The following is a 23,660-nucleotide window of genomic DNA, read 5'->3' as shown; positions in this document are numbered from 1 at the left end:
GGTGCGGCCCCGGGCATCGAGTCGGTCTGGCGACCGGCTAGACGGGGAGGGTGCCGCCGCGGAGTTCCGCGCTGAGCGCCGCCACGACGGCCGGCAGGCTGCCGCCGTTGGCCGCGGCCACACGCAGCTGGCGCTGGTAGCTCGCGCCGGCATCCAGGATGCCGTTCAGCTGCACCAGCTCGGTGAGGCAGCCGAGTCGTTCCGCGGTGGGGGAGAGCACGCCGATCAGGCGGCGCACGTCGTCGGTCACGAGTCGTTCGGCGCCGCTCGAGTCGAGGATGATCTCCGCGTCGAGCCCGTAGCGCGAGGCACGCCACTTGTTCTCGCGCACGAACCACGGCTGCATGCTCGGAACCGGTCGTCCGGCGTCGATCTCCGTGGACATCCACTCGACGAGGCACTGGATGAGCGCGGCGATCGCGCCGAGCTCGGTGGCCGTCGACACACCGTCGCAGGCGCGGATCTCGATGGTGCCCCAGCGTGCGGAAGGGCGGATGTCCCAGCGCACCTCGGTCATGTCGTCGATGATCCCGGTGCGGGTCATGTCCTCGACATACTGTTCCCAGCTCGCCCAGTCCTCGAGGATCCACGGCAGCCCCGCCGTCGGCAGCTGCTGGAACATCTGCGCCCGGTTGGACGCGTAGCCGGTCTCGACGCCGGCCCAGAACGGGCTCGACGCCGACAGTGCCTGCAGGTGCGGGAGGTAGCCGAGGAGCCCGTTCAGGATCGGGATGACCTTGTCGCGGTCCTCGATACCGACGTGCACGTGGATGCCCCAGATCATCATGTTCCGGCCCCACCACTGGGTGCGGTCGATGAGCTTGTGGTAGCGCTCCTTATCCGTGACCTCCTGGTCGAACCACTGGCCGAACGGATGCGAGCCGCTGCAGATGAGGTCGACGCCCCGAGGGTCGGTGATGGCCCTGACCTCGTCAACCTGGCCGTAGACATCCGCCACGGCACCCGCGACCGTCGTATGAACACCGGAGACGAGCTCGACGGTGTTGAGCAGCAGCTCACCCGTGATGTGCGGGTGCGGCGAGCCGTCGGGGCCGCGCAGGGCATCGAGCACTTCGTCGGCGATGCAGACGAGGTCACCCGTCGCCCGGTCGACGAGCGCGATCTCCCACTCGATGCCGATCGTCGATCGCGCGGATCGGGCGAATTCGATTCCCACGTGCGGTCCTTTGGTCGAATGGCACCCGGCTGGTGCTGGTGACAATCCTGACACCTATTGCGGGCGGCCTCCCGCACGGGCACGGAATCCGCGTTCGGGGGACACAGGGTGCCCGGTCGATTATCACATTGGGGTCGACATCTGACAGAATGATTAGTCGAGTTCTCCTGCGTCCGACCCTCTACTCTGACGCAGGAAAAAACCATCTTGAGCTTGTGCCGAGTGTGCCCCCACGCTCACGGCCCTCAGTTCGCCAAAAATCAAATACACAGGAGAATTGTGGCTGTCAAAATCCGTCTGAAGCGCATGGGCAAGATTCGTGCGCCGTACTACCGCATCGTTGTGGCCGACTCGCGCACCAAGCGCGACGGTCGCGTCATTGAAGAAATCGGCATCTACCACCCCACGCAGGAGCCCTCGGTCATCGAGATCAAGTCCGAGCGTGCACTGTACTGGCTCGGCGTTGGCGCCCTGCCCACCGAGCAGGTTGAGGCTCTCCTCAAGCTGACCGGCGACTGGGGCAAGTTCAAGGGTGACAAGAACGCCGTCAGCACCGTCAAGATCAAAGAGGCCAAGGTCGCTTTCGTCGCCGACGAGAAGAAGAAGCCGGTTCTCAAGCCCAAGGCTGAGAAGCCCGTTGTCAAGGAAGAGGCGCCCGTCGCCGAAGCCGCTGACGCAACAGAAGAGGACAAGGCGTAATTTTGCTCGCACCCGCGCTTGAGCACCTCGTCAAGGGAATCGTTGACCACCCGGACGATGTGCACGTTGCTGCCCAGAACTCACCGCGTGGCGAGGTGCTCGAGGTTCGCGTGAACCCCGAGGACCTCGGCCGCGTCATCGGTCGTTCCGGACGTACCGCGAAGGCCCTGCGCACCCTTGTGGCTGCCCTGGCCGACGGCAAGCGCGTGCGGGTCGACGTCGTCGACACCGATTTCTGAGCCGGCGGTGAGCCTCGTGAACGACTCTCTGGCACCCAGAGCCCAGTCGCCCCGAGCCCAGCTGCGGGTTGGCCGTCTGACGAAGGCCCATGGCCTCAAGGGCGCCATCAAGCTCGAACTGTTCACGGATGACCCGGGGCGACGTTTCGTCCCGGGCGCCGTGTTCACGCTCCAAGTTCCGACCGGGTCCCCGTGGCACGGTAAGAAGATCGAGCTCGTCGAGCTCCGCTGGTACAACCAGCACGCCGTCGGCTTCTTCAAGGACGTCCCCGACCGGGAAGCGGCCGAGGCACTCGCCAAGGCCATCCTCTGGATCGACCAGGACGACGACGAAGAATCCGACGAAGAAGATGCCTGGTACGACCACCAGCTCGTCGGCCTCAAGGTAGTACGGGATGGCGTCCAAATCGGCACCATCGGCCGTCTCGAACACCTTCCGGCGCAGGACCTCCTGATCGTCAAGACCGCGGCCGGCGACGTGATGGTCCCGTTCGTGAAAGCGATCGTGCCCTCCGTCGACATCGCGACGGGCATCGTCACGATCACCCCTCCGCCCGGACTGCTCGAAGAGCTTCCCGAGGAGCCGGACGACGAGCCCGAAACCATTTCCGAAGCGGATGCCGCGGCATCCGTACCCGACGCCGGCGCCGAGCCGGACGCCGAGCACACCCCAGACCAGAACGGCGCATAGGCGCGACCGGGATCAACCCGGGGGAAGGCGCGCCGCGCCCGCTGGCTCCTCCACTCTCCACGACGCGGCAGCCCTCGCAAGGAGAACCGCCTGTGTCGTACGTTCAGCCCGACCAACTCATCGATGACATCATCCATTCGGGTGTCGTTAAATCGAACCTGACCATTAAGCAGATGATCATCCGCGGCACCCTCTCCGGGGCGATCCTCGGAGCGGCAACGGCGGTCTCCCTGACCGCGGCCGCCCAGACAGGGCTCCCGATCGTGGGCGCCGTGCTGTTCCCGGTCGGCTTCGCCATTATCCTGCTGCTCGGCCTCGAGCTCGTCACGGGAAGCTTCGCGCTGATCCCGCTCGCGATCCTCGAGGGCCGCACCACCATTAAAAAGGGCCTCACCAATTTCGGTGTCGTCATCGCCGCCCACCTCGTGGGCGCCGTGCTCTTCGGCTTCCTCTACGTCGTCTCGATCACCTACATGGGCACCGTGACCACCGACCCGATGGTCCAGGCGATCGTTCATCTCGCCGAGCACAAGGTGCTGCCGTACGAAGCGGTCGGCCCCGGCGGAATCGTCGTCGCGATCATCAAGGCGATGCTCTGTAACTGGATGGTCGCCATCGGCACGATCATGTTCTACACCTCGAAGTCCACCGCCGGAAAGATCCTCGCGATGTGGCTCCCGGTCACGATCTTCTTCAGCCTCGGCCTCGAGCACGCGATCGTCAACATGTTCGTCATCCCCGCGGGCATGATGCTCGGCGCCCCGATCAGCATCGGCCAGTGGCTGCTCTGGAACCAGATCCCCGTGCTCGTCGGCAACCTGCTCGGCGCGATCCTCTTCACCGCTCTCCCGGTCTACTTCTCGCACCGCACCCGCGTCAACCGTGCCGCGCACCTGGACGAGAGCGCGGCCACCGTGACCGGCGCCGAGACGGCGGCCACGTCCGCTCCCGTCCACGCCTAGGCTTTCTTCGTGCGCATCGACATCCTCACCATCTTCCCGGAGTTCTTCTCGGTCCTCGACGTGTCCTTGCTGGGCAAGGCCCGCCAGTCCGGGCTCATCGACGTGCTCGTGCACAACCTGCGCGACCACACCCACGACCGGCACAACACCGTTGACGACACCCCGTACGGTGGCGGCGCCGGCATGGTGATGAAGCCGGAACCCTGGGGCGAGGCCCTCGATGCGATCCTCGACGAGACCACAGGCGCGGCAGGCGACTCGGCAGCGGATGCCGCGGCGGAGGACGCGGGTCCGCTGCTGATCTTCCCGTCCCCGGCCGGCGACCTCTTCACCCAGAAGATGGCTCGTGAGCTGGCCGCCGAACCGCACCTGGTCTTCGGCTGCGGGCGTTACGAAGGTATCGACCAACGCGTATTCGACCACTTCGCCTCCCGCGGGCGTGTGCGCCTCGTCAGCCTCGGCGACTACGTGCTCAACGGGGGAGAGGTCGCCGTGATGGCCATGATCGAAGCCGTCGGCCGCCTCATCCCCGGTATGGTCGGCAACCCGGAGAGCCTCGTCGAGGAATCCCACGAGGACGGACTCCTCGAGTACCCGAGCTACACCAAGCCCTCCAGCTGGCGCGGCCTCGACGTGCCCCCGGTGCTCCTGAGCGGCAACCACGGCGCCATCGCGAGCTGGCGACACGAGCAGCAGATCGAGCGCACCAGGCGGGTCCGACCCGACCTTCTGCCTCCAGCGAACGCAGAGCCTGCGGAAGGCGTCCGCGGGTAGTCTGGCTTCGTGTTCGTACGCAGGGTCTTTTATCGCTGGCAATTCCTTGCCGTGCTCGTGCTTCCGGCGTGGCTGCTGGTCGGTGCGTCCCTCTTCAAGTCGAGTGGATGGGCCGTGCTCGGCAGTTTCTTCGGCGGCATCATCCTCGGCCTTGGCCTGCTGGCCGTCGCCCTGCTGTTCTTCGCCCGCACCGAGGTGCGCATGGAACGGGCCGTGTCCTGGCGTGACGTCGGCGTGCTCACGCTGTGGCACGCCCTGATCGTGGCCTCCGGATTCACGGCGGGTGCGAGCTGGCTGCCGTTGCTGGTCGTGCTCGTTGGCCTCGCGGCCTTCTGGTTCGCCATCTGGGAGCTCTACGCGAGCGCCAGGAGCCGGATGCAGGCGATGATCGTGCTGATCGACGAGACCGCCAGAGGGGGTGCCCCGACCGAACCGGCCGCGGGCGAGCATCCGTCGCCCATCGGCTTCGAACCCACCCCGGACCCGTCGGTCATCGTCGTGCGGGAGAAGCCGAAAGACACCTAGCCGGCCCGGTTTTGCCGGAGGCTCGGATCGTGGCATAATCAGCGATTGTGCCGTAGCATGCCTCTGCCACAGGGGAGCTGCACTATTCGGCGCAGTCTAAACCTCATCAGTCGTCGCCCAGCACGTTTGTGCGCGGGCGACCTCAGCCGTCTTCGTCCTGTGGCGGATACAGAGAGCGAACAAATATGCATATTCTCGACCAGGTGGATGCCCCATCACTCCGGAAGGACATCCCGGCGTTCCGCGCCGGCGATACCGTCAAGGTTCACGTCAACATCGTTGAAGGCGCACGCTCGCGCGTGCAGGTCTTCCAGGGTGTCGTCATCGGCCGTTCCGGCGAAGGCGTCCGCGAAACGTTCTGCGTTCGCAAGGTCAGCTTCCAGGTCGGCGTCGAGCGTACCTTCCCGGTGCACTCCCCGGTTATCGACCACATTGAGGTCGTCACCCGCGGAGACGTGCGTCGCGCGAAGCTGTACTACCTGCGCAACCTGCGTGGCAAGAAGGCCAAGATCAAGGAAAAGCGCGACTAAGACTCGTCACACCCGATTCCCAGCTCCGGCTGCGTTTCACCCTGAGCTCCTGACCCGTACACTGGGTCAGGAGCTCAGGCGGTTTAATGACAGACAATTCTCTGCCCACGCGATCGGATCGCCTGGCATCGGAAGCACCACAGCGCAGCAAGCGCGGCGTGGCGATCTTCTTTCGCGACCTCTTGATCATTTTCGTGGTGGCGTTGCTCATCTCCTTCCTGATCAAGACCTTCCTCGTCCGGTCGTTCTACATCCCCTCGGGGTCGATGGAGAACACCCTCCTGGTCAATGACCGCATCATCGTGAACGAGCTGGAACCGAAGCTGATGCCCATCCAGCGCGGAGACGTCGTCGTGTTCCGTGACCCGGGCGGCTGGCTCCTTCCGCAGGCCGCCGTGCAGCAGAACCCGGTCGCCGCCGGCCTCGACTGGCTCCTCTCCGTCGTCGGCCTCTCCGCGCCGGACAGCAACGACCACCTGATCAAGCGGGTCATCGGACTGCCGGGCGACCACGTCAGCTGCTGCAACGCCCTCGGCCAGATGAGCGTCAACGACGTACCCCTCTCCGAGCCCTACGTGAACCTTCCCGCGGGGGCCACCGCAGTCTCCAAGGACAACTTCGACGTCGTCGTGCCGGCGAACTCCCTCTGGGTGATGGGCGACAACCGCTACAACTCCAAGGATTCCCGGTACAACGGCGACACCCCCGGAAAGGGCTTCGTTCCGATCGACAACGTCGTCGGCCGCGCCCTCGTCATCAGCTGGCCGCTGTCCCGGTGGACCTGGCTCGACGACTACCCGGAAGTCTTCCGAGGGGTCTCCCCGGAGACGAAGTAGATGGCCGTCTGCGATCCGACCCTCGAGGTCGAGCTCGGACTGCTCGCCGACGGAGCCAGCTGCGTGATCGGCTGTGACGAGGTCGGTCGTGGCGCCCTCGCCGGACCGGTCGGGGTCGGTGTCGCGGCGATCGACGGCACCCTCGGCACGATGCCGGTCGGCCTCCGCGACTCGAAGATGCTTAGCCAGCCGCGCCGTGAAGCCCTCGCACCGCTCGCGGTCGCCTGGGTGCTGCACTCCGCCGTCGGGCTCGCCTCCGCCAGCGAGGTGGACGAGATCGGCATCATCGCCGCCCTCGGGCTCGCGGGCAAGCGTGCCCTCGCCGAGCTGTTCGCCGCGGGAGTGGATGTCCGGGGAAGCGTCGTGCTCCTCGACGGCAACGACGACTACCTCAACAAGGCCCTCGCGACGCCTTTGTCGGTGGTGACCCGGATCCGGGCCGACCAGGACTGCGCGTCCGTGTCCGCGGCATCCGTGATCGCGAAAGTGCACCGCGACGGGCTGATGATCGCAGCGGATGCGGCCACGCCCGGATACGGATGGGCGGGCAACAAGGGCTACGGCAGTGCGGAGCACATGGCTGCGATCGGTCGCCTCGGACCGACCGGGCTCCATCGCAAATCGTGGCTGACCATCTCAGCGTAGGATTGTCTCACCATGGAAGAAGAAGAGTTCGAAGACTACGACCGCGAGGTCGAGTTGGCCCTGTACCGCGAATACCGGGATGTCGTCGGGCAGTTCCAGTACGTCGTCGAGACGGAACGGCGCTTCTACCTGGCCAATGAGGTCGAACTCGTGCGCCGGGACACCGAGCACGACTTCTACTTCGAACTGAACATGAAGGACGTCTGGGTCTGGGACGTGTACCGCTCCGACCGCTTCGTGAAGTCGGTGCGCGTGCTGACGTTCAAGGACGTCAACGTCGAGGAACTGGCCTCGAAGGAATTCGAACTGCCCAAGGAACTCGCGCTCGACGAGTAGCCTCCGGGCAGGAGTCCCCAGCGGGGCTTTCTAGCGCGGCTCGCAGACCACGACGGGGATGTCCCGGCTCGTCTTCTGCTGGTAGCCCTCGTAGCCCTTGTACGCGGCGACGATCTGCGGCCACAACTCCGCCTTCTCCGCGCCGTCTGCAGTACGAGCCCGCAGCTTCTTCGTCGTGCCGTGCACGGTGAGTTCGACGTCGGGGTTCGCGACGAGGTTGAGGTACCACTGCGGGTTCCGGTCGCTGCCGCCCTTCGAGGCGATCAGCACGAAGCGGTTCCGGTCGTGGATCGGGGCCGTGAGCATGGTCGTGCGGCGCTTGCCGGTCGAGCGGCCGATCGTGTGCAGTTCGACGACCGGGATCGGCCCGAACGAGGCGAGCAACCGGCCACCGGACGCCTTGAGCACGGCCCGGTGCGTGAGACTCATCGTCTTCATGCCGAGGTCGACCAACCTGTCGCGTAATCCCATGGTCCCAGCCTAGTAACCCGCACCGCACCGGCGCTGGCGGGAACGGGGTGACGCGCAGGGAACGGCGGCACTAGCGTGGGACCATGCCCCCCGCATCCGCCGCCCAGAACCCCGCCGCCCCTGCCCCGTCGCCGGATCATGCTGCCGCGGTCGTCGACCGCGCCCTCGAACTCGCGCCCCTCGTCGACGGCCACAACGACTGGGCCTGGGAGTGCCGGGAGAACCGGGCGTACTCCGTCGAGGGACTCGAGCGGGGTCTGACGACCGACACCGACATCGAGCGGCTCCGGGCCGGACGCGTGGGCGCGCAGTTCTGGTCGGTCTACGTGAGCGACGAATCGCTGGGCGCCGACGCCGTTCAGGGCACCCTCGAGCAGATCGACTGGGTCTACCGACTCGCGGCGCGTTACCCGGACGACTTCCAGATCGCCCGGAGCGCCGCCGACGTCGAGTCGGCCAGGGCCCACGGCAGGATCGCGTCGCTCCTCGGCGCAGAGGGCGCGCACAGCCTCAACGACTCGCCGGCCGTGCTGCGGATGTTCGCGCGGCTCGGGGTGCGCTACCTCACGCTCACGCACGTGCACAACACGACCTGGGCGGACTCTGGCACAGACGAGCCCGTGCACGGCGGCCTCACCGAACGCGGTGCCGAGTACGTGCGTGAGATGAACCGGCTCGGCATGCTCGTCGACCTGTCCCACGTCTCCCCGGCGACCGCGCACGCGGCGCTCTCCGTCACGACCGCACCGGTGATCTTCAGCCACAGCTCCTGCGCCGCGGTCACGGACCACCCGCGGAATGTCCCGGACGACGTGCTCGAACGCCTGCGGGACAACGACGGCGTGCTGATGCTCACCTTCGTTCCGCAGTTCCTCTCCCCGGACTTCTCCGCGTGGTTCGACGGCCCCAGGGACGGCCCCGCGCCGACGGTCACCCTCGACGAGGTCATCGCCCACATCGAGCACGCCCGCCGGGTCGCGGGGATCCGGCACATCGGCCTCGGCGGCGATTTCGACGGCACCGACGAATTCCCGGTCGGCCTCGAGGGCGTCGACGGCTACCCGGCCCTCCTCACCGAGCTCGCCGCGCGGGGCTGGACCGCCGTCGAGCTCGCCGCACTCGGCGGGGCGAACGTGCTGCGCGTGCTCCGGGCGACGGATGCCGCATTCGCGGCAGCGGGGACCGGCACGCCCCGGCTGGTGTCGTGACCGGATCTTTCCCGCACCGCCGGGCAAACCACTGCGAGTCCTGCTCCGAATGACTGGTGTGAGGACACCCCGACGAATGACCCGAACCGTCCTGGCCCTGTGGGTGGGGTCTGTGGCCGTCGTCGTCGGACTCGTCGCCGTGATCGGTTCGGTCGGACGTGCGGTACCGACCGAACCGATTCCGGCGGCGACGGCGGGGTCTCCGGGTGGCGGTCCCGTCGTGGCGTTCTACGGAGACTCGTACACGCTCGGGACCGGGGCTTCGAGTCCAGAACATCGGTGGTCGACGCTCGTTTCCGTCGAGCACGGCTGGACCGAGGTGAACCCGAGCGTGAACGGCCTCGGTTTTGTGAACCACCGGGCCGACGTGCCGACTGACCTCGTCGACCAGGTCATCGACGCCCGCCCCGACATCGTGATCGTGACGATGGGTCTCAACGACGACTTCTCGATGCCCGCTCGCGCCGACCGCATCCGCTCCGCCATCACCGCCGACTTCACCAGAATCAGTGCGGCGCTTCCGGCCGCACGCGTCATCGTGGTCGAGCCGTTCTGGTACACCGACGACCGGCCAGGCTCGGTCCAGCAGATCATCGACTGGGTGAGCGCGGGCGCGGCGGCGATCGACGCCGACTACATCCCCGGCGCCTCGCACTGGCTCGACGGCCACCCGGAATGGAAGGCCGGCGACGGCCTGCACCCGAACGACGAGGGATACCGGGTGCTCGCCGAGCGCATGGACGAGGCGCTCAGGAGCCTCGGCTTCTAGTCTCCCGGGGCCCAGGAGTCCCGCCGGGACGGTGCACGGACTCTCGGAGAGTGACTTTCCGACTCTCCTCACCAGGCGTCGACGTCGGCCCGCTGTCCACCGGTCGAGGACGTCCCCGCGGAGGGTGGCCCACCCCCGGCATCCTGTCCGTGGGAGGCAGTCGTGGCACACAAAGACGATCTGGGCAGGCTCGGTGAGGAGCACGCGGCACGGTTCCTCACCGCTGCCGGGTATACGCTCCTCGCCCGCAACTGGCGGTGCGAGCAGGGCGAAATCGACCTCGTCGTCGAGCAGGACGGGGAGGTCGCCTTCGTCGAGGTGAAGACGCGTTCGGGGACCGGTTTCGGGCATCCGTTCGAGGCGATCACCGTCGTCAAGCTCGCCCGGCTCCGCAGACTCGCAGCGGCGTGGTGCGAGCAGGCGGATGCCTGGCCGGGGCGGATCAGGATCGACGCGATCGCGGTGATCCTCGCCCCCGGTGCCGTCCCGGTGATCGAGCACCTGCCCGGTGTGTTCTAGTGAGCGCGTTCCGAAAGCGTGTTCCGAGAGCGCGGTCTCGTGAGTGCCGTCTGATGGGCGCAGCCTGATGGGCCTCGCCCGGACCCACGCCGTCGCCCTGCTCGGGCTGACCGGGGCGCTCGTCGAAGTCGAGGCCGATATCTCGAGCCAGCTCCCCGGCATGGTGCTGATCGGCCTGCCGGACGCGGCGCTCTCCGAGGCGACCGAGCGGGTTCGGGCCGCGGCAAAGAACTCCGGCTGCCCGCTGACCCACAACAAGCTCACGATCAACCTGTCGCCGGCGGCACTGCCGAAACACGGTTCGGGGTTCGACCTCGCAATCGCGCTCGCGTGCCTTGCCGCGGACGGGGTCATCGCGGCTCGGTCGGTCGGCTCGGTCGTGCACATCGGCGAGCTCGCGCTCGACGGGCGTCTTCGACCAGTCCCCGGCATGCTGCCCGCAGTGATCGCGGCGTCGCGGCTCGGCCACCGCACCGTCATGGTCCCCGCCGGAAACGCCGCAGAAGCAGAACTCGTGCCCGGCATCACCGTGATCGGGGTCGCCTCCCTCCGCGAGGCGGCGATCTGGCATGGGGCAGAGCTCACACCGGTGCCGGTCGACACGATCGAATGGCCCGCAGAAGCCGGGCCGGTCGGGAACGACGCCGACGCCGGGCCACCGGACCTCGCCGAGGTCATCGGCAACGAGGACGCGATCCTGGCCTTGCAGATCGCGGCGGCCGGCGGCCACCACCTCTTCATGCTCGGGCCGCCCGGCTCCGGCAAGACCATGCTCGCCGCCCGCCTGCCCGGGCTCCTGCCCGACCTGGACCCGGCCGCCTCCCTTGAGGCGAGTTCGCTGCGGTCCCTCGGCGGCCGCGGACTCGGCCGCTCCCTCGTGACCCGGCCGCCGCTCGAAGCGCCGCATCACACGGCGACGGCCGCGGCCATGGTCGGCGGCGGCAGCGGCCAGATCCGGCCGGGCGCCGCCGCCCGCGCCTGTCACGGGGTACTCTTCCTCGATGAGGCGCCCGAGTTCGCATCGGCCGTTCTCGATGCCCTCCGGCAGCCGCTCGAATCCGGAATGATCAGCATTCACCGCGCCAACGCCGTCGCCCACTTCCCGGCACGGTTCCAGCTCGTGATGGCCGCGAATCCGTGCCCGTGCGGGCAGTACGGCGTCGCCGGCCTCGAGTGCTCGTGCCCGCCGAGCGCCCGGCGGCGGTACCTCGCCCGTATCTCCGGGCCGCTGCTGGACCGGATCGACATCCAACTGCACGTGAACCGGATCACGGCTGCCCAGTTGCGGCTCGCTGCCGAGGAACCTCGCCTGACGAGCTCCGCGGCGCGGGAACGGGTGATCCAGGCCAGGGGCGCCGCACGGGAGCGCCTCGCCGGCACACCCTGGTCGCTCAACTCCGCGGTGCCCGGTTCCTGGCTCCGCGGCAGGCACCTGCGCCTCGACCGGGCGACGACGGCCGCGCTCGATCGAGCACTGGAACGCGGTGGCATCACCATGCGCGGCTATGACCGGGTGCTCCGCGTCGCCTGGTCGATCGCCGACCTCGAGGGCGCCGATCTGCCCGGTGTCGAGCAGCTCGGGCAGGCTCTCTACCTGCGCACCGGCTAGAGCCGGACATCCACCGACGGAAGGACAGGACGCACGATGCCATTCGAACCCGATGAGACCACGATGATGGACCTCGCGACCGGCGTGCGCCCACCCGGGGCCGCCCTGACCGTGGAGCTCGCGGCCGAGCTGCACGCTCGCGCGGCCTGGTCGTGCATCAGCGAACCCGGCGATGGGACCGCAGGTCTCGTCGTGAGGGCGCTCGGCGCTGTTCCCGCCCTGCGCCTCGTGATCGAAGCCTGGTCACCTGACCGTGTTGCCCGGGAGCTCCTCGCCGCGGGGGTGGAGCAGGGAACGGTCGTCGCCGCCGGACTCGACCGCGCCCTGGAGCGCTGGCGCCCGCGGCTCGATCCTGTCGTCGTCATGATTTCGCTTCGGCAGGCTGCGCGATCGGGCGCACGGCTGGCTATCCCCGGTGACCACGACTGGCCGGCCGGGCTCGAGGACCTCGGGGTACACGCCCCGCTCGCCCTCTGGTGGCGTGGCCCGGCCGATGCCCTCGGCGCGTTCCGGGAGTCGATCGCCCTTGTCGGCGCCCGGGCCGCCACCCGCTACGGCGAGCACATCGCGATGGAAGCTTCCGCCGGACTCGTGGACCGTGGATTCGCGATCATCAGCGGCGCCGCGTACGGGATCGACGGGATGGCGCACAAAGCGGCACTGGCGAGCAGCGGTCGAACCGTGGCGTTTCTCGCCGGGGGAGTGGACCGGCCATATCCGAGCGGACACGTCGACCTCCTCGAGCGGATCGCCGCGGAGGGTGCCGTCATCTCCGAGCTCCCGTGCGGGGCCGCGCCCACCAAGTGGCGGTTCCTGCAGCGGAATCGGCTGATTGCCGCGACCAGTCTGGCCACCATCGTCCTGGAGGCAGGGTGGCGGTCCGGATCGCTCAATACCGCCGGCCACGCGGCCACCCTCGGGCGGCCGCTCGGCGCCGTGCCTGGCCCGGTCACGTCACCGGCCTCAGCCGGGTGTCACCGGCTGATCCGCGAGTACGACGCCGTCTGCGTGACCACGGCCGCCGAAATGGCGGAACTCGTCGCCGAGCACCTGGTCCAGGTGCCTCTGGACTTTCCGGAATCAGAGACGGAATCGGAACGCGGGATCGCGGGCGGCGGGCGCACCAGTGAACAGGTGCGGGTCTTCGACGCCCTGAGCGGCCGGTCCCCACGCGAAGTCGGCGACCTCGCCCGCCGCGCCGGCCTCTCCACCATGTCTGTGCGTGCCGCGCTCGGTGCCCTCGGGCTCGAAGGCGCCGCGCGCGAGCGTGCGACCGGCTGGGTGCGGAACGCCTGAGCCAGTCGGACGGCGACGGTGGATCACCCCGCGGTGTCGGTCGGTGTCCGATGCCGTCATGCCTGCTGCTCGCCGGCCCCGATATCGGCCTGCCGTGAAACCGTCAGCCCTGGTACAGGCCCGCAGGCGTCTCCTCGCCGTCGTGGCCTGCGGTTTCGCACGCCCGCCGTACGGCCGCGAGGGAGTCTGCGACGTCGGCGGCATCCGTCGACCAGTTGCTGACCGAGATGCGTAAGACCTCGCGGCCGCGCCAGACGGAACCAGACATCCAGGTGGTGCCCTGGCCGAGGAGCAGCTCGGTCACGCGCCGGGTGCGGGCGTCGCTGCCGAAGCTCACGCACACCTGGGTGAAGACCACGTCGTTGACGACCTCGGCGCCGGGAATGTGTCCGAGGCCCTCGGCGAGGGAACGGGCGTGACCGGCGAGGCGCTCGACGAGGTCGATCGTGCCGGATCGCCCGAGCGACCGCAGTGCAGCCCACACCGGGATGCCGCGGGCCCGGCGGGAGAGCTCCGGTACCTTCTCGAAGGGGTCGCCCGGGCCGTCGGTCGCCGGCTGCAACAGATAGCTCGTGTGCACGCCGAACACGGACCGGACCGTCGCCGGATTCGCGACGATCGCGATCCCGCAGTCATAGGGCACGTTGAGGGTCTTGTGCGCGTCGGTCGCCCAGGAGTCGGCCCCCTCGACGCCCGCCACGAGCGTGCGGTATTTCGGGCTCGCCGCGGCCCAGAGGCCGAACGCACCGTCCACATGCACCCAGGCATGGTGCTCCCGCGCGACCCGGATCGCCGCCGTCATCGGATCGAAGGCACCGGAGTGCAGGTTCCCTGCCTGAAGACAGACGATGGCCGGCCCCTCACCCTCCTGCATCGCGGCCGCGAGGGCGCGAGGGTCCAACCGGCCCTGCGCGTCGGCCGCAACGGCGATGGGTTCGCCGAGGCCCAGGTAGCGGAGTGCGAGGTCCATCACCGCGTGCCGCTCCTCGCCCACGAACACCCGCACGCGCGGCGCCCCGGACAATCCGTCCCTGCTGAGATTCCAGCCCACGCGCTCGAGCACCCACTGGCGCCCGGCAGCGAGTCCGACGAAGTTGGCCATCGTGGCCCCGGTGGTGAATCCGACGTCGGAACCGTCCGGCAACCCGAGCAGGTCGAGGACCCATGTCCCCGCGGCCTCCTCGGCAGCGGCAGTCGCCGGCGTCGCGAAGCGCATCGCGGCGTTCTGATCCCAGGCGCTGACGAGCCAGTCCGCGGCCAGCGCCGCCGGGAGGGTGCCGCCGATCACCCAGCCGAAGAACCGACCCGACGGCATGGCCATCAGGCCGGGTTCGGCAAGGGCGGCCAGCTCGTCGACCACGGATGCTGGGGCGGTGGGGGACTCCGGAAGCGGACCGGAGAACAGCTCGGTGAGGGTGTCGGCGTCTGCGCGCGGACCCACCGGGCGGGTGCCGAGCGAACCGAGCCACGCGAGCGCGTGCTCTCTGGCCCGTCCCAGTGGCTCGTCGTATGCGCCGGGCTGAGCTGACATGGGGCCATGGTAGTCCGGGCCGTCCGCCCCGACCAGTGCCCCACCTACCGTCGGCCGCCGCCACCGAGGTGTCCCGAATTCAGGAGATCCGCCGGATCGCGGCGGGCCGGCCGCACTGGTCCGCGGGCAGGCTTGGGTCATTGGCACGATTCTCCTGAATTCGATACGGGGGCGACGGCCGAAGCGCGAGATTCGCGCTAGAAAGGGGCATGGCTGAATACCTGAACGCTAAGACTGACGGCTCCGGCCGGGAGAACGGCGTGCGCGCCGGAGTCGCCGAAGCCGCGCACTTCGGCGACGAACGCACGACGATCCTGGGATTCCTTCAACGCCAGCGTGACCTCGTCGCGTGGAAGGTCTGCGACGCCGCGGATGCGGAGCTCCGGCCGGTCGCGACGCCGAGCGGCATGACCGCGCACGGCATCGTCCGGCACCTGATGAACGTCGAGCGGTCCTGGCTGCGCGACGTTTTCGCAGGCCAGGACGGGCTGACCTTCGACTGGACAGACGCGGATCCCGACGGGGAGTTCCACGTGCCGGCCGACGTGACCATGGCCGAGCTGCTCGCCGACTACGCGGCGGAGTCCCGCCGCTGCGACGCGATCATCGCGGCGGCCGCCTCACTCGACGCCGTCTCGGTGCGCCGTAGGTTCAGCCTGCGCTGGATCCTGATCCACCTGGTCGAGGAGACCGCACGGCACCTCGGTCACCTCGACCTGCTGCGGGAGCGCGCCGACGGCAGCGTCGGGGAAGACCCGCAGGACTGAGCGACGCGGCCGGGGCGCCGGGGGAGTGTCAGTGCCAGGCCCTAGTCTGGAGCGGACGAAAGGTGAGCCATGAGCGGTGTTCCAGTGGGCCAGGTCCAGTTGGGCCAGTACGGACCGGCGAGTCACGTCATCGCGCACATCAGCGACACGCACTTCCTCGGTGTTGATTCACACGGTGCCGGCCTGCCCCTTTATGGCACCGTCGATACCGACACCCCCGTGCACGAAGCCCTCGCCCAGCTGGAACGCTCCGGCCAGCCGATCGATGCCCTCGTCTTCACGGGTGACATCGCCGACACCGGCGAAGCGGATGCCTACCGGCGCATCAGGGACCTCGTCGAGTCCGCGGCCGACCGGCTCGGGGCCCGCGTCATCTGGGTGATGGGCAATCATGACAAGCGGGCGCCCTTCCGCAGCGAGCTGCTCCGCGAAACCGGGCACGGGGCATCCGCTGCCGCACCCGTCGACGCGGTGCACGACCTCGACGGACTCCGCCTGATCGCTCTCGACACGAGCGTTCCCGGCTACCACCACGGCGCCCTCTCCGCCGAGCAGCTGGCCTGGCTCGCCGAGGTTCTGCGCGAGCCCGCGCCGCACGGCACGCTTCTCGCCCTGCATCACCCGCCGATCCCGACCATGGTGCCCCTGATGAGCCTGCTCGAACTCAGGGACCAGGCCGGCCTGGCCGAGGTCATCGCCGGAAGCGATATCCGCGGCATTCTCGGCGGGCACCTGCACTACGCCACGACCGGGCTCTTCGCCGGCATCCCGGTTTCGGTGGCCGCGGCCACCTGCTACACCATCGACCCGAGCGCGCCGGCCCGGGAACTCACGGGTGTGCGCGGCGGCCAGTCGATCAACCTCGTGCACGTCTACCCGGAGAGCGTCGTGCACTCCCATGTCGTGCTCGGCGACTTCGACCCCGCGACCCGCTTCGACTCCGAGTTCCTGGCCCGCATCGAGGCGATGAGCCCCGACGAGCGGACCGAGGCCTTCTCACGCCAGGCGTGAGCGCGACGGCGGGCGGCGGGCGGATTCCCCTCGCGGCCCTTCTCGAGGACTTCACCGTCTACCTGGCCGCGGAGCGTGGCTTCTCGCCGAACACCGTCCGCGCCTACCGGACGGACCTCCGCGGTCTCCTAGCCTTCGCCGCCGAACGTGGGGTCGGCGACACCGACGGGCTGTCCCTTGACCTGCTGCGCGACTGGCTGTGGGTGGCGACCCAGGCCGGTCTCTCCAAGGCGACGATCGCGCGGAGGTCCGCCTCGGCCCGGAGCTTCACGGCCTGGCTGACCCGAACGGGCGTGAGCCCGCTCGACCCGGCCGTGCGCCTGCGCTCGCCCAAACCGGGCCGGACCCTGCCCCGGGTGATCAACCGGGCGCAGATGCAGGCACTCCTCGACCACCTCGAGCTGCGCGCCAGGGCCGGCGGCCCGCACGAGTTGCGCGACCAGGCCATCGTCGAGCTGCTCTATGCCTCCGGGCTGCGCGTGTCCGAGCTCGTCGGACTCGACGTCCCGGATGTCGATCTCTCCCAGCTCACCGTGCGGGTGACCGGCAAGGGGTCCAAGGAACGCGTCGTGCCCTTCGGCGTCCCCGCGCAGCGTGCTCTCATCGCCTACCTCAAGCGTGCGCGACCGATGCTGCTCGCGGCCCCGGAGGAACCCTCCGGGAACATCGCCGGGAGCACCGCCGGACGCCCCGCCGCGCTGTTCCTCGCGACCCACCGGCGCCGCATCGGAGTGCGAGCCGTGTACCGGCTGGTCGCCGGACTCCTCGCCGAAATCCCCGGCAACGGGCCCGCCGGGCCGCACGCGCTGCGGCACACCGCCGCCACCCACCTCCTCGACGGTGGGGCCGACCTGCGCGCCGTGCAGGAACTGCTCGGACACGCGAGCCTCGGCACGACCCAGATCTACACCCACGTCTCCGCAGAACGATTGCGGCAGAGCTACCAGAACGCCCACCCGCGAGCCTGAGCGCCGCCGCCTCGGAGCTCGGCGCCTCGGAGCAGGCCGTCCTGGGGCCCGCCGGTCTGGAGCCCGTCGTCCTGGACGACGGCGTGCCACAGTTCCTGTTCGACCGGGCTCCGCCGGGAGGCGTCCCGCCGCCTGAGGTGGGCGGCCGACTCCGTCGGAAGCAGCACGGCACGCGGGACGCCGCCGAGGTACCGCATCGGCGACACGTACCGGCCGGAGATCCGCGCCCCGAGGTGCACGCAGCCGTCACCGCAGTGGCCGCCGGTCGCGACGCGGCCGATGAGCTGGCCGCGCCGCACGGAATCCCCGGGTGCGACGAGGGCCGTGACCGGTTCCATGCTCGAGACGAGTCCGCCGTCGTGGGCGAGAGCGATCGCGGACCGGTCCACGACGATCCCGGCAAACGTCACGGTGCCGTCCGCGACGGCAAAGACGGGGTCGCCGGGGTGCGCGGCCAGGTCGATTCCGCGGTGCCCTGCGGCGTATTCGGAGACGGGCGCACGAAACTCCCGGAGCACGGGATGCGGCAGAGCGAGCGGCCACGCCCACGCCGAAGCCGCCGGTCCCGCCGGAGTAGGAGTAGGCGTCGGAGTCGGCGCGGGCATCGTGTTCGATATCGGCTGGCGCTGGGCCCGTGGTTCGTTCTGGCCGGCCGACGTGGGAGCGACGGCGAAGCAGGCCAGGAGGGCGGCGACCAGGGCGTCGGCGGTGCGGCGGTGAATCGGCATGCGCCCAGACTCCGGCTCGCGGCGGCGAATCGATCGGGTGCGGGCGGGGTGGTGCAGAAGCCGTGAACGACGCAGCCTGGTGAGGACGAGCCGAGGGGGACATCCACTCACCGAACCGCGGAGAGCTGGCTGGAACCGGGTTCGCCGGGTGCTAAAGTTATGGCAGCAGCGCTTCGTGCGCTGACTACGCGTGCCCATTCGGCCAACACCCCCATTCGGTCCGGCTTCCTCGGAAGCCAGGCGGAGGTGCGCCGGGCACCAGGAGTCGTGATCGACCGATCAGGACACGAACCGATTGGCGTTTTGCCGCGTATGCGGCGCGCCGGACAAGGAGTACGGCTCATGGCCGTCGTCACCATCCGCCAGCTGCTCGACAGCGGCGTGCACTTTGGACACCAGACCCGCCGTTGGAACCCGAAGATGAAGCGATTCATCTTCACGGAGCGCTCGGGCATCTACATCATCGACCTGCAGCAGTCCCTCGGCTTCGTCGACAAGGCCTATGACTTCGTCAAGGAGACCGTCGCCCACGGCGGCACGATCCTCTTCGTCGGCACCAAGAAGCAGGCGCAGGAATCGATCTCAGAGCAGGCCATCCGTGTTGGCCAGCCGTACGTCAACCAGCGCTGGCTCGGTGGCCTCCTCACCAACTTCCAGACCGTCTCCAAGCGTCTGGCCCGCATGAAAGAGCTCGAAGAGCTCGACTTCGAGGACACCGCCAAGAGCGGGTTCACGAAGAAGGAAATGCTCATCAAGAAGCGCGAGCTCGTCAAGCTGCACAAGAGCCTCGGTGGTATCCGCAACCTGACGAAGACGCCGTCCGCGCTCTGGGTTGTCGACACCAACAAGGAGCACCTCGCCATTGACGAAGCCCGCAAGCTCGGCATCCCCGTCATCGCGATCCTCGACACCAACTGCGACCCCGACGACGTGCAGTACCCGATCCCGGGCAACGACGACGCCATCCGCTCCGTCGGCCTGCTGACCCGCATCATCGCGGACGCAGCAGCCGAGGGCCTGATCCAGCGCCACGCCAAGCCGGAGGCCGAAATCGAGCCCCTCGCCGCGTGGGAAGCAGAACTGCTGAAGACCGAGGATGTCGCCGCAACCGACGCCACCCCCGAGCAGTCCTCCGCCGAGACCGTTGAGGTCGCCGACGCAACCGTCGCCGCCGAGCAGGTCGTCGAAGAAGCAGCCGACGTGGCAGCCGTTGTTGCCACCGACGCTCCCGCCGAAGAAACCAAGTAAGGAACCCGGTATGGCCAGCATCAGCCTGCAAGACGTCAAAGCCCTCCGTGAACGCCTCGGTACGGGCATGGTCGACACCAAGAACGCCCTCGTCGAAGCCGACGGCGACATGGAGAAGGCCGTCGAGATCCTGCGTCTCAAGGGTGCGAAGGGCAACGCCAAGCGCGCTGACCGTTCCACCTCTGAGGGCCTCGTCGCCGCCAAGGAAATCGGCACGACCGCAACGTTGATCGAGCTCGCCTGCGAGACCGACTTCGTCGCCAAGGGTGTCAAGTTCGGCGCCCTCGCCGAGAAGGTCCTGGACGCGGTTGCCGCTGCCGGTGCCACCTCGGTCGCCGAAGGCCTGGCCGCCCCTGCGGGCAGCCAGACCGTCGCCGAACTGATCGATGGCGAAGCCGCGATCATCGGTGAGAAGTTCGAGCTGCGTCGCGTCGCATCCGTCACGGGTGAGAAGTTCGCGATCTACCTGCACAAGACCAGCAAGGACCTGCCCCCGCAGGTCGGCGTCGTTCTGGGCTACTCGGGAGAGGACGCTGAGACCGCACGCAGCGTCGCCCAGCACATCTCCTTCGCCAACCCGGAGTACCTCGACCGCGAGAACGTCCCGGCGGACCTCGTCGAGGCCGAGCGTCGCATCGTCACCGAGATCTCGAAGAACGAGGGCAAGCCGGAAGCGGCACTGCCCAAGATCGTCGAAGGCCGCATCCACGCCTACTTCAAGCAGGTCGCCCTGCTCGAGCAGGACTACGCGAAGGACAACAAGCTGTCCGTCGCGAAGGTGCTGAAGGATGCCGGTCTCACGGTGTCCGGATTCGCCCGCTTCAAGGTCGGCGCCTAGGCAATAGGCTCGACAGTACCAACGATGGAGACCGGCTTGCGCGAGCAGGCCGGTCTCCATCTCTGTGTCCGCATGGAGTCGGCACGCAGTAGTTTTAGATCAGGTACAACGGAAGGACCCCCAGGGCATGTCAGATTCGGGTAAGAAGCGCAGAGTCCTTCTCAAACTCTCCGGCGAGGCGTTCGGCGCGGGGAGCCTCGGCGTGAACCCGGATGTGATCAGCTCACTTGCCCGGGAGATCGCCGAAGCCGCACAGACGGTGGAAATCGCCGTCGTCGTCGGCGGCGGCAACTTCTTCCGCGGCGCTGAGCTGTCCCAGCGCGGCATGGACAGGGGCAGGGCCGACTACATGGGCATGCTCGGCACCGTCATGAACGCCCTCGCCCTCCAGGACTTCCTGGAACAGGCCGGAGCAGAGACCCGGGTCCAGTCCGCGATCGCGATGACCCAGGTCGCCGAGCCGTACATTCCGCGCCGGGCCGAACGCCACCTCGAAAAGGGACGCGTCGTCATTTTCGGTGCCGGGGCAGGCCTGCCGTACTTCTCCACGGACACCGTCGCCGCGCAGCGTGCCCTCGAAATCGGCGCCGACATCGTCCTCGTCGCCAAGAACGGCGTCGACGGCGTCTACTCGGACGACCCGCGCACGAACCCGGACGCGGAACTGATCCACCACCTCACCTACCAGGACGCCCTGCAGCGTGGGCTGAAGGTCGTCGACTCGACAGCCTTCAGCCTCTGCATGGACAACGGGATGCCGATGCAGGTCTTCGGAATGGCGCCACAGGGCAATGTCACCGCCGCCATCCTCGGAGCCGATCTGGGAACCCTCGTCTCCAACTAAACTTGTCGATGTCACCTGCGGTCGAAATGGCTCCAGGTCGAAGTCCCCAGGTCGAAATCACCCAGATCGAAGCCTCAACGAAGGAGTTACCGTGATCGCGGATGTTCTGTCCGATGCAAGCGCACGAATGCACAAGGCCCTCGAAGCCGCCAAAGACGATTTCGGGACCGTGCGCACCGGGCGGGCGAACCCGCAGATGTTCGCGAAGATCCTGGTGAACTACTACGGCTCCCAGACCCCGCTCGAGCAGCTCGCGTCACTGCAGAACCCGGAAGCACGCACGCTCCTGATCGGACCGTACGACAAGGGCGCACTGCGCGACATCGAGCAGGCCATCCGGGACACCCCGAACCTTGACGCCAACCTCGGAAACGACGGCAACGTCATCCGGGCGACCCTGCCGGAACTCACGGCGGACCGCCGCAAGGAGTACGTCAAGATCGTGCGGACCAAGGCAGAAGACGCCAAGATCTCCGTGCGCAACCTGCGCCGCAAGGCGAAGGACGAACTCGATGCGCTGAAGAGCGAAGTCGGTGACGACGATGTGGCCCGGGCGGAAAAGGAGCTCGAGCAGATCACGAAGACCCACGTCGACGCGATCGACACCGCGCTCAAGCACAAAGAGGCCGAACTCCTCGAGATTTAAGGGCGGAGCCAGCGTCATGACGCACGAGTCACGCGACGAAACCGGAGACAGTGCACCGGTGCCGCCCAAGAAACCGCATGGGTCCGGCAGTTCGGAATTCCGGGCACAGGTGCACGCCGCCCGTACCGACATCGAACGCCAGATGCAGTCGACCCGCGCAGACATCGAACGTCAGATGCAGGCGACGCGGGCGCAGCTGGATGCCACGAACGAGCGGATCGCGGCCCGAACGGGACGCAACCTGATCCTGGCGACCCTGATCGGCCTCGCGCTCGGCCTGTTCATGCTGGTGAGCTTGATCTTCATCAAACAGCTGTTCATGGTCTGCGCGGCCGCGTTCGTCGGGTTCACGGCTTTCGAGCTCGCGCAGGCCCTTCGGCAGTCCGGGCGTAACGTGCCGCGGATCGCCGTGGTCATCGCCGCGATTTCCGTCGTCCCCGCCGCCTTCTACTGGGGAGCGAGCGGCCAGTTCCTCGTCACCCTCGCCGGAATCCTTTTCATCGGTCTCTGGCGGGTGGCCCTGCTGCTCAGTCCGGCGCACCGGGGAACCACACGCTCGGTGTTCGGTGACATCGGCGCCGGTTTCTTCATCCAGACCTACGTCGTGTTCCTCGGCAGCTTCGCCGTGCTGCTCGCCGCCCAGCCGGACGGACAGTGGTGGACCCTCGCTTTCCTGCTCCTGGTGATCTCCAACGACACCGCGGCGTATGCGGCCGGGCTGTCCTTCGGCAAGCACCGCATGGTGCCGACGATCAGCCCCAAGAAGACCTGGGAAGGCTTCGCGGGCGCCGGCCTCGCCTGCCTGATCGTCGGCGTGGTTCTGGCCGTGTTCATGATCGGGGAACCGTGGTGGTTCGGCCTGATCTTCGGACTCGTCATTCTGTTGAGCGCCACCTTCGGCGACCTGGCCGAGTCGCTGATCAAACGCGACCTCGGGATCAAGGACATGAGTTCCTGGCTTCCCGGCCACGGTGGCTTCCTCGACCGGATGGACTCGATTCTTCCCTCAGCGGCCGCAACGTACGCGTTGTACCTGATCTCCCACTGACCCGGAACGGACCCCGGCCGGGGGCACGCTGTCGACAGGGGCCTCGCCGTGGGGCAGAATGATCCAGTGAGCACCACATTCCCCCGGGCCGGCAAGAAGACGCTCGGCTACAACGTCACCCAGGTCGACGAGTTTCTGGCGAGTGCGCGTCGTGCGTACGATGCGAGCGCCGACGCCGAACCGATGACGGCCGAAAGCATCCGCCACACCGCGTTCTCGATGCAGAAGGGCGGCTACTCGTCCTCCCATGTCGACGCGGCCCTCGAACGTCTCGAAGACGCGTTCGCCGTGCGCGATCGCGAGCGGGAGGCGGGAGCCACCGGCACGCAGGCGTGGCTCGAAAGCGCCAGGGGCCGCGCGCAGGAGCTCGTCGACCGCCTGGGACGCCCCGCAGGGCACCGCTTCAGCCGGGTCAGCTTTCTGAGCGTCGGGTACAACCGAGCGGATGTCGACCGATTCGCGAACAAGGTGATCAAGTACTTCGAGGACGGTTTCCCGATCACCGCGGACGACGTGCGTTCGGCCGTTTTCCGTCAACAACGCGGGGGATATCGCGAAGTGCAGGTCGATGTCGTCCTCGACAACGTCGTCGACGTCATGCTCGCCGTTCGGTGAATCACGCACCGTTATCTGGCTGTTATCCGAAATCTGGGTTAGGCTCGAGAAATCGTGGGAAGACACCTAAGCGTAATTGAGTCCGGAAATGCCACCACTCCGACCATTCGGAGGGTCAGGAAGCCCCGAC

28 protein-coding genes are annotated in these 23,660 nt (G+C 68.1%); 24 read left to right on the top strand and 4 right to left on the bottom strand.

Annotated features, from left to right (window positions below; all coding sequences use genetic code 11):
* Nucleotides 1-37: 37 nt before the first annotated feature.
* Entirely contained in the window at nucleotides 38-1,177 is a 1,140-nt protein-coding gene (locus E3O44_RS03045; protein WP_134532341.1) for a glutamate--cysteine ligase, read from the bottom strand.
* Nucleotides 1,178-1,456: 279 nt separating this feature from the next.
* Here E3O44_RS03045 and rpsP point away from each other — a divergent pair, with 279 nt between their 5' ends.
* From rpsP to E3O44_RS02995, 10 genes are all read left to right on the top strand, one after another.
* A complete protein-coding gene (rpsP, locus tag E3O44_RS03040) occupies nucleotides 1,457-1,876 on the top strand; it encodes a 30S ribosomal protein S16 (RefSeq protein ID WP_134447587.1) in 420 nt (139 codons plus the stop codon).
* Between the two features lie 2 nt (nucleotides 1,877-1,878).
* Nucleotides 1,879-2,115 (top strand): RNA-binding protein, encoded by a 237-nt coding sequence (locus E3O44_RS03035; RefSeq protein ID WP_134447589.1) that lies wholly within the window; start codon nucleotides 1,879-1,881, stop codon nucleotides 2,113-2,115.
* 16 nt (nucleotides 2,116-2,131) lie between these two features.
* Nucleotides 2,132-2,806, top strand: coding sequence for a ribosome maturation factor RimM (rimM, locus tag E3O44_RS03030; protein ID WP_241975981.1), 675 nt, complete (start codon nucleotides 2,132-2,134; stop codon nucleotides 2,804-2,806).
* A 92-nt stretch (nucleotides 2,807-2,898) separates the two neighbouring features.
* Nucleotides 2,899-3,768, top strand: coding sequence for a formate/nitrite transporter family protein (locus E3O44_RS03025; RefSeq protein WP_134532339.1), 870 nt, complete (start codon nucleotides 2,899-2,901; stop codon nucleotides 3,766-3,768).
* Between the two features lie 9 nt (nucleotides 3,769-3,777).
* Nucleotides 3,778-4,542 carry a tRNA (guanosine(37)-N1)-methyltransferase TrmD gene (gene trmD / locus E3O44_RS03020; RefSeq protein ID WP_134532337.1) on the top strand — a complete coding sequence of 255 codons (765 nt, stop codon included), beginning with the start codon at nucleotides 3,778-3,780 and terminating at the stop codon, nucleotides 4,540-4,542.
* Between the two features lie 9 nt (nucleotides 4,543-4,551).
* A complete protein-coding gene (locus tag E3O44_RS03015) occupies nucleotides 4,552-5,067 on the top strand; it encodes an MFS transporter (RefSeq protein WP_134532335.1) in 516 nt (171 codons plus the stop codon).
* Nucleotides 5,068-5,252: 185 nt separating this feature from the next.
* A complete protein-coding gene (rplS, locus tag E3O44_RS03010) occupies nucleotides 5,253-5,597 on the top strand; it encodes a 50S ribosomal protein L19 (RefSeq protein ID WP_134447599.1) in 345 nt (114 codons plus the stop codon).
* Between the two features lie 86 nt (nucleotides 5,598-5,683).
* Complete coding sequence (gene lepB / locus E3O44_RS03005) at nucleotides 5,684-6,433, top strand: signal peptidase I (protein WP_134532333.1); 750 nt, start codon at nucleotides 5,684-5,686, stop codon at nucleotides 6,431-6,433.
* Nucleotides 6,434-7,078, top strand: a complete 645-nt coding sequence (locus E3O44_RS03000; RefSeq protein ID WP_134532331.1) for a ribonuclease HII — start codon at nucleotides 6,434-6,436, stop codon at nucleotides 7,076-7,078.
* 12 nt (nucleotides 7,079-7,090) lie between these two features.
* Nucleotides 7,091-7,414, top strand: a complete 324-nt coding sequence (locus tag E3O44_RS02995; RefSeq protein ID WP_134447605.1) for a DUF2469 family protein — start codon at nucleotides 7,091-7,093, stop codon at nucleotides 7,412-7,414.
* Nucleotides 7,415-7,444: 30 nt separating this feature from the next.
* Here the strand turns inward: E3O44_RS02995 and E3O44_RS02990 are convergent, their stop codons facing one another.
* Complete coding sequence (locus tag E3O44_RS02990) at nucleotides 7,445-7,885, bottom strand: nitroreductase family deazaflavin-dependent oxidoreductase (protein ID WP_134532329.1); 441 nt, start codon at nucleotides 7,883-7,885, stop codon at nucleotides 7,445-7,447.
* Nucleotides 7,886-7,968: 83 nt separating this feature from the next.
* Between E3O44_RS02990 and E3O44_RS02985 the strand changes: the two genes are divergently transcribed.
* From E3O44_RS02985 to dprA, 5 genes are all read left to right on the top strand, one after another.
* Complete coding sequence (locus E3O44_RS02985; protein ID WP_134532327.1) at nucleotides 7,969-9,093, top strand: dipeptidase; 1,125 nt, start codon at nucleotides 7,969-7,971, stop codon at nucleotides 9,091-9,093.
* 76 nt (nucleotides 9,094-9,169) lie between these two features.
* Nucleotides 9,170-9,862, top strand: coding sequence for an SGNH/GDSL hydrolase family protein (locus E3O44_RS02980; protein WP_134532325.1), 693 nt, complete (start codon nucleotides 9,170-9,172; stop codon nucleotides 9,860-9,862).
* A gap of 162 nt (nucleotides 9,863-10,024) precedes the next feature.
* The gene (locus E3O44_RS02975; RefSeq protein WP_134532323.1) at nucleotides 10,025-10,381 is read left to right on the top strand and encodes a YraN family protein; all 357 of its coding nucleotides are present in this window, start codon (nucleotides 10,025-10,027) and stop codon (nucleotides 10,379-10,381) included.
* Between the two features lie 67 nt (nucleotides 10,382-10,448).
* A complete protein-coding gene (locus E3O44_RS02970; protein ID WP_134532987.1) occupies nucleotides 10,449-11,990 on the top strand; it encodes a YifB family Mg chelatase-like AAA ATPase in 1,542 nt (513 codons plus the stop codon).
* A gap of 36 nt (nucleotides 11,991-12,026) precedes the next feature.
* Nucleotides 12,027-13,286, top strand: coding sequence for a DNA-processing protein DprA (gene dprA, locus E3O44_RS02965; protein WP_134532321.1), 1,260 nt, complete (start codon nucleotides 12,027-12,029; stop codon nucleotides 13,284-13,286).
* A 103-nt stretch (nucleotides 13,287-13,389) separates the two neighbouring features.
* Here the strand turns inward: dprA and E3O44_RS02960 are convergent, their stop codons facing one another.
* Nucleotides 13,390-14,817 (bottom strand): pyridoxal phosphate-dependent decarboxylase family protein, encoded by a 1,428-nt coding sequence (locus E3O44_RS02960; RefSeq protein ID WP_134532319.1) that lies wholly within the window; start codon nucleotides 14,815-14,817, stop codon nucleotides 13,390-13,392.
* 209 nt (nucleotides 14,818-15,026) lie between these two features.
* On the opposite strand from E3O44_RS02960, the gene E3O44_RS02955 reads away from it, so the two are divergent.
* From E3O44_RS02955 to E3O44_RS02945, 3 genes are all read left to right on the top strand, one after another.
* Nucleotides 15,027-15,584, top strand: coding sequence for a DinB family protein (locus E3O44_RS02955; protein WP_134532317.1), 558 nt, complete (start codon nucleotides 15,027-15,029; stop codon nucleotides 15,582-15,584).
* 69 nt (nucleotides 15,585-15,653) lie between these two features.
* Nucleotides 15,654-16,595 carry a phosphodiesterase gene (locus tag E3O44_RS02950; RefSeq protein ID WP_134532315.1) on the top strand — a complete coding sequence of 314 codons (942 nt, stop codon included), beginning with the start codon at nucleotides 15,654-15,656 and terminating at the stop codon, nucleotides 16,593-16,595.
* Nucleotides 16,592-17,563: a tyrosine recombinase XerC gene (locus E3O44_RS02945; RefSeq protein WP_420897904.1), complete on the top strand. Its 972-nt coding sequence runs from the start codon at nucleotides 16,592-16,594 to the stop codon at nucleotides 17,561-17,563. Before E3O44_RS02950 ends, E3O44_RS02945 begins: the two co-directional genes overlap by 4 nt.
* On the opposite strand, the gene E3O44_RS02940 is transcribed toward E3O44_RS02945, so the two are convergent.
* The gene (locus E3O44_RS02940) at nucleotides 17,536-18,291 is read right to left on the bottom strand and encodes a M23 family metallopeptidase (RefSeq protein ID WP_134532313.1); all 756 of its coding nucleotides are present in this window, start codon (nucleotides 18,289-18,291) and stop codon (nucleotides 17,536-17,538) included. The genes E3O44_RS02945 and E3O44_RS02940 overlap by 28 nt on opposite strands.
* Nucleotides 18,292-18,633: 342 nt before the next feature.
* Between E3O44_RS02940 and rpsB the strand changes: the two genes are divergently transcribed.
* From rpsB to E3O44_RS02910, 6 genes are all read left to right on the top strand, one after another.
* Complete coding sequence (gene rpsB / locus E3O44_RS02935) at nucleotides 18,634-19,539, top strand: 30S ribosomal protein S2 (RefSeq protein ID WP_134532311.1); 906 nt, start codon at nucleotides 18,634-18,636, stop codon at nucleotides 19,537-19,539.
* Nucleotides 19,540-19,549: 10 nt separating this feature from the next.
* Entirely contained in the window at nucleotides 19,550-20,377 is an 828-nt protein-coding gene (gene tsf / locus E3O44_RS02930) for a translation elongation factor Ts (protein WP_134532309.1), read from the top strand.
* Nucleotides 20,378-20,504: 127 nt separating this feature from the next.
* Entirely contained in the window at nucleotides 20,505-21,221 is a 717-nt protein-coding gene (gene pyrH / locus E3O44_RS02925; RefSeq protein WP_134532307.1) for a UMP kinase, read from the top strand.
* A gap of 91 nt (nucleotides 21,222-21,312) precedes the next feature.
* Complete coding sequence (gene frr / locus E3O44_RS02920; RefSeq protein WP_134532305.1) at nucleotides 21,313-21,867, top strand: ribosome recycling factor; 555 nt, start codon at nucleotides 21,313-21,315, stop codon at nucleotides 21,865-21,867.
* A gap of 16 nt (nucleotides 21,868-21,883) precedes the next feature.
* Nucleotides 21,884-22,915, top strand: a complete 1,032-nt coding sequence (locus E3O44_RS02915) for a phosphatidate cytidylyltransferase (RefSeq protein ID WP_241975980.1) — start codon at nucleotides 21,884-21,886, stop codon at nucleotides 22,913-22,915.
* A gap of 66 nt (nucleotides 22,916-22,981) precedes the next feature.
* Nucleotides 22,982-23,530, top strand: a complete 549-nt coding sequence (locus E3O44_RS02910; protein WP_134532303.1) for a DivIVA domain-containing protein — start codon at nucleotides 22,982-22,984, stop codon at nucleotides 23,528-23,530.
* Nucleotides 23,531-23,660: the final 130 nt, after the last annotated feature.

Source organism: Cryobacterium algoricola, from assembly GCF_004402485.1.
GTDB lineage: Bacteria > Actinomycetota > Actinomycetes > Actinomycetales > Microbacteriaceae > Cryobacterium > Cryobacterium algoricola.
The sequence above is the reverse complement of the archived record's forward strand: the minus strand, read 5'-3'. Positions and strand labels throughout refer to the sequence as shown.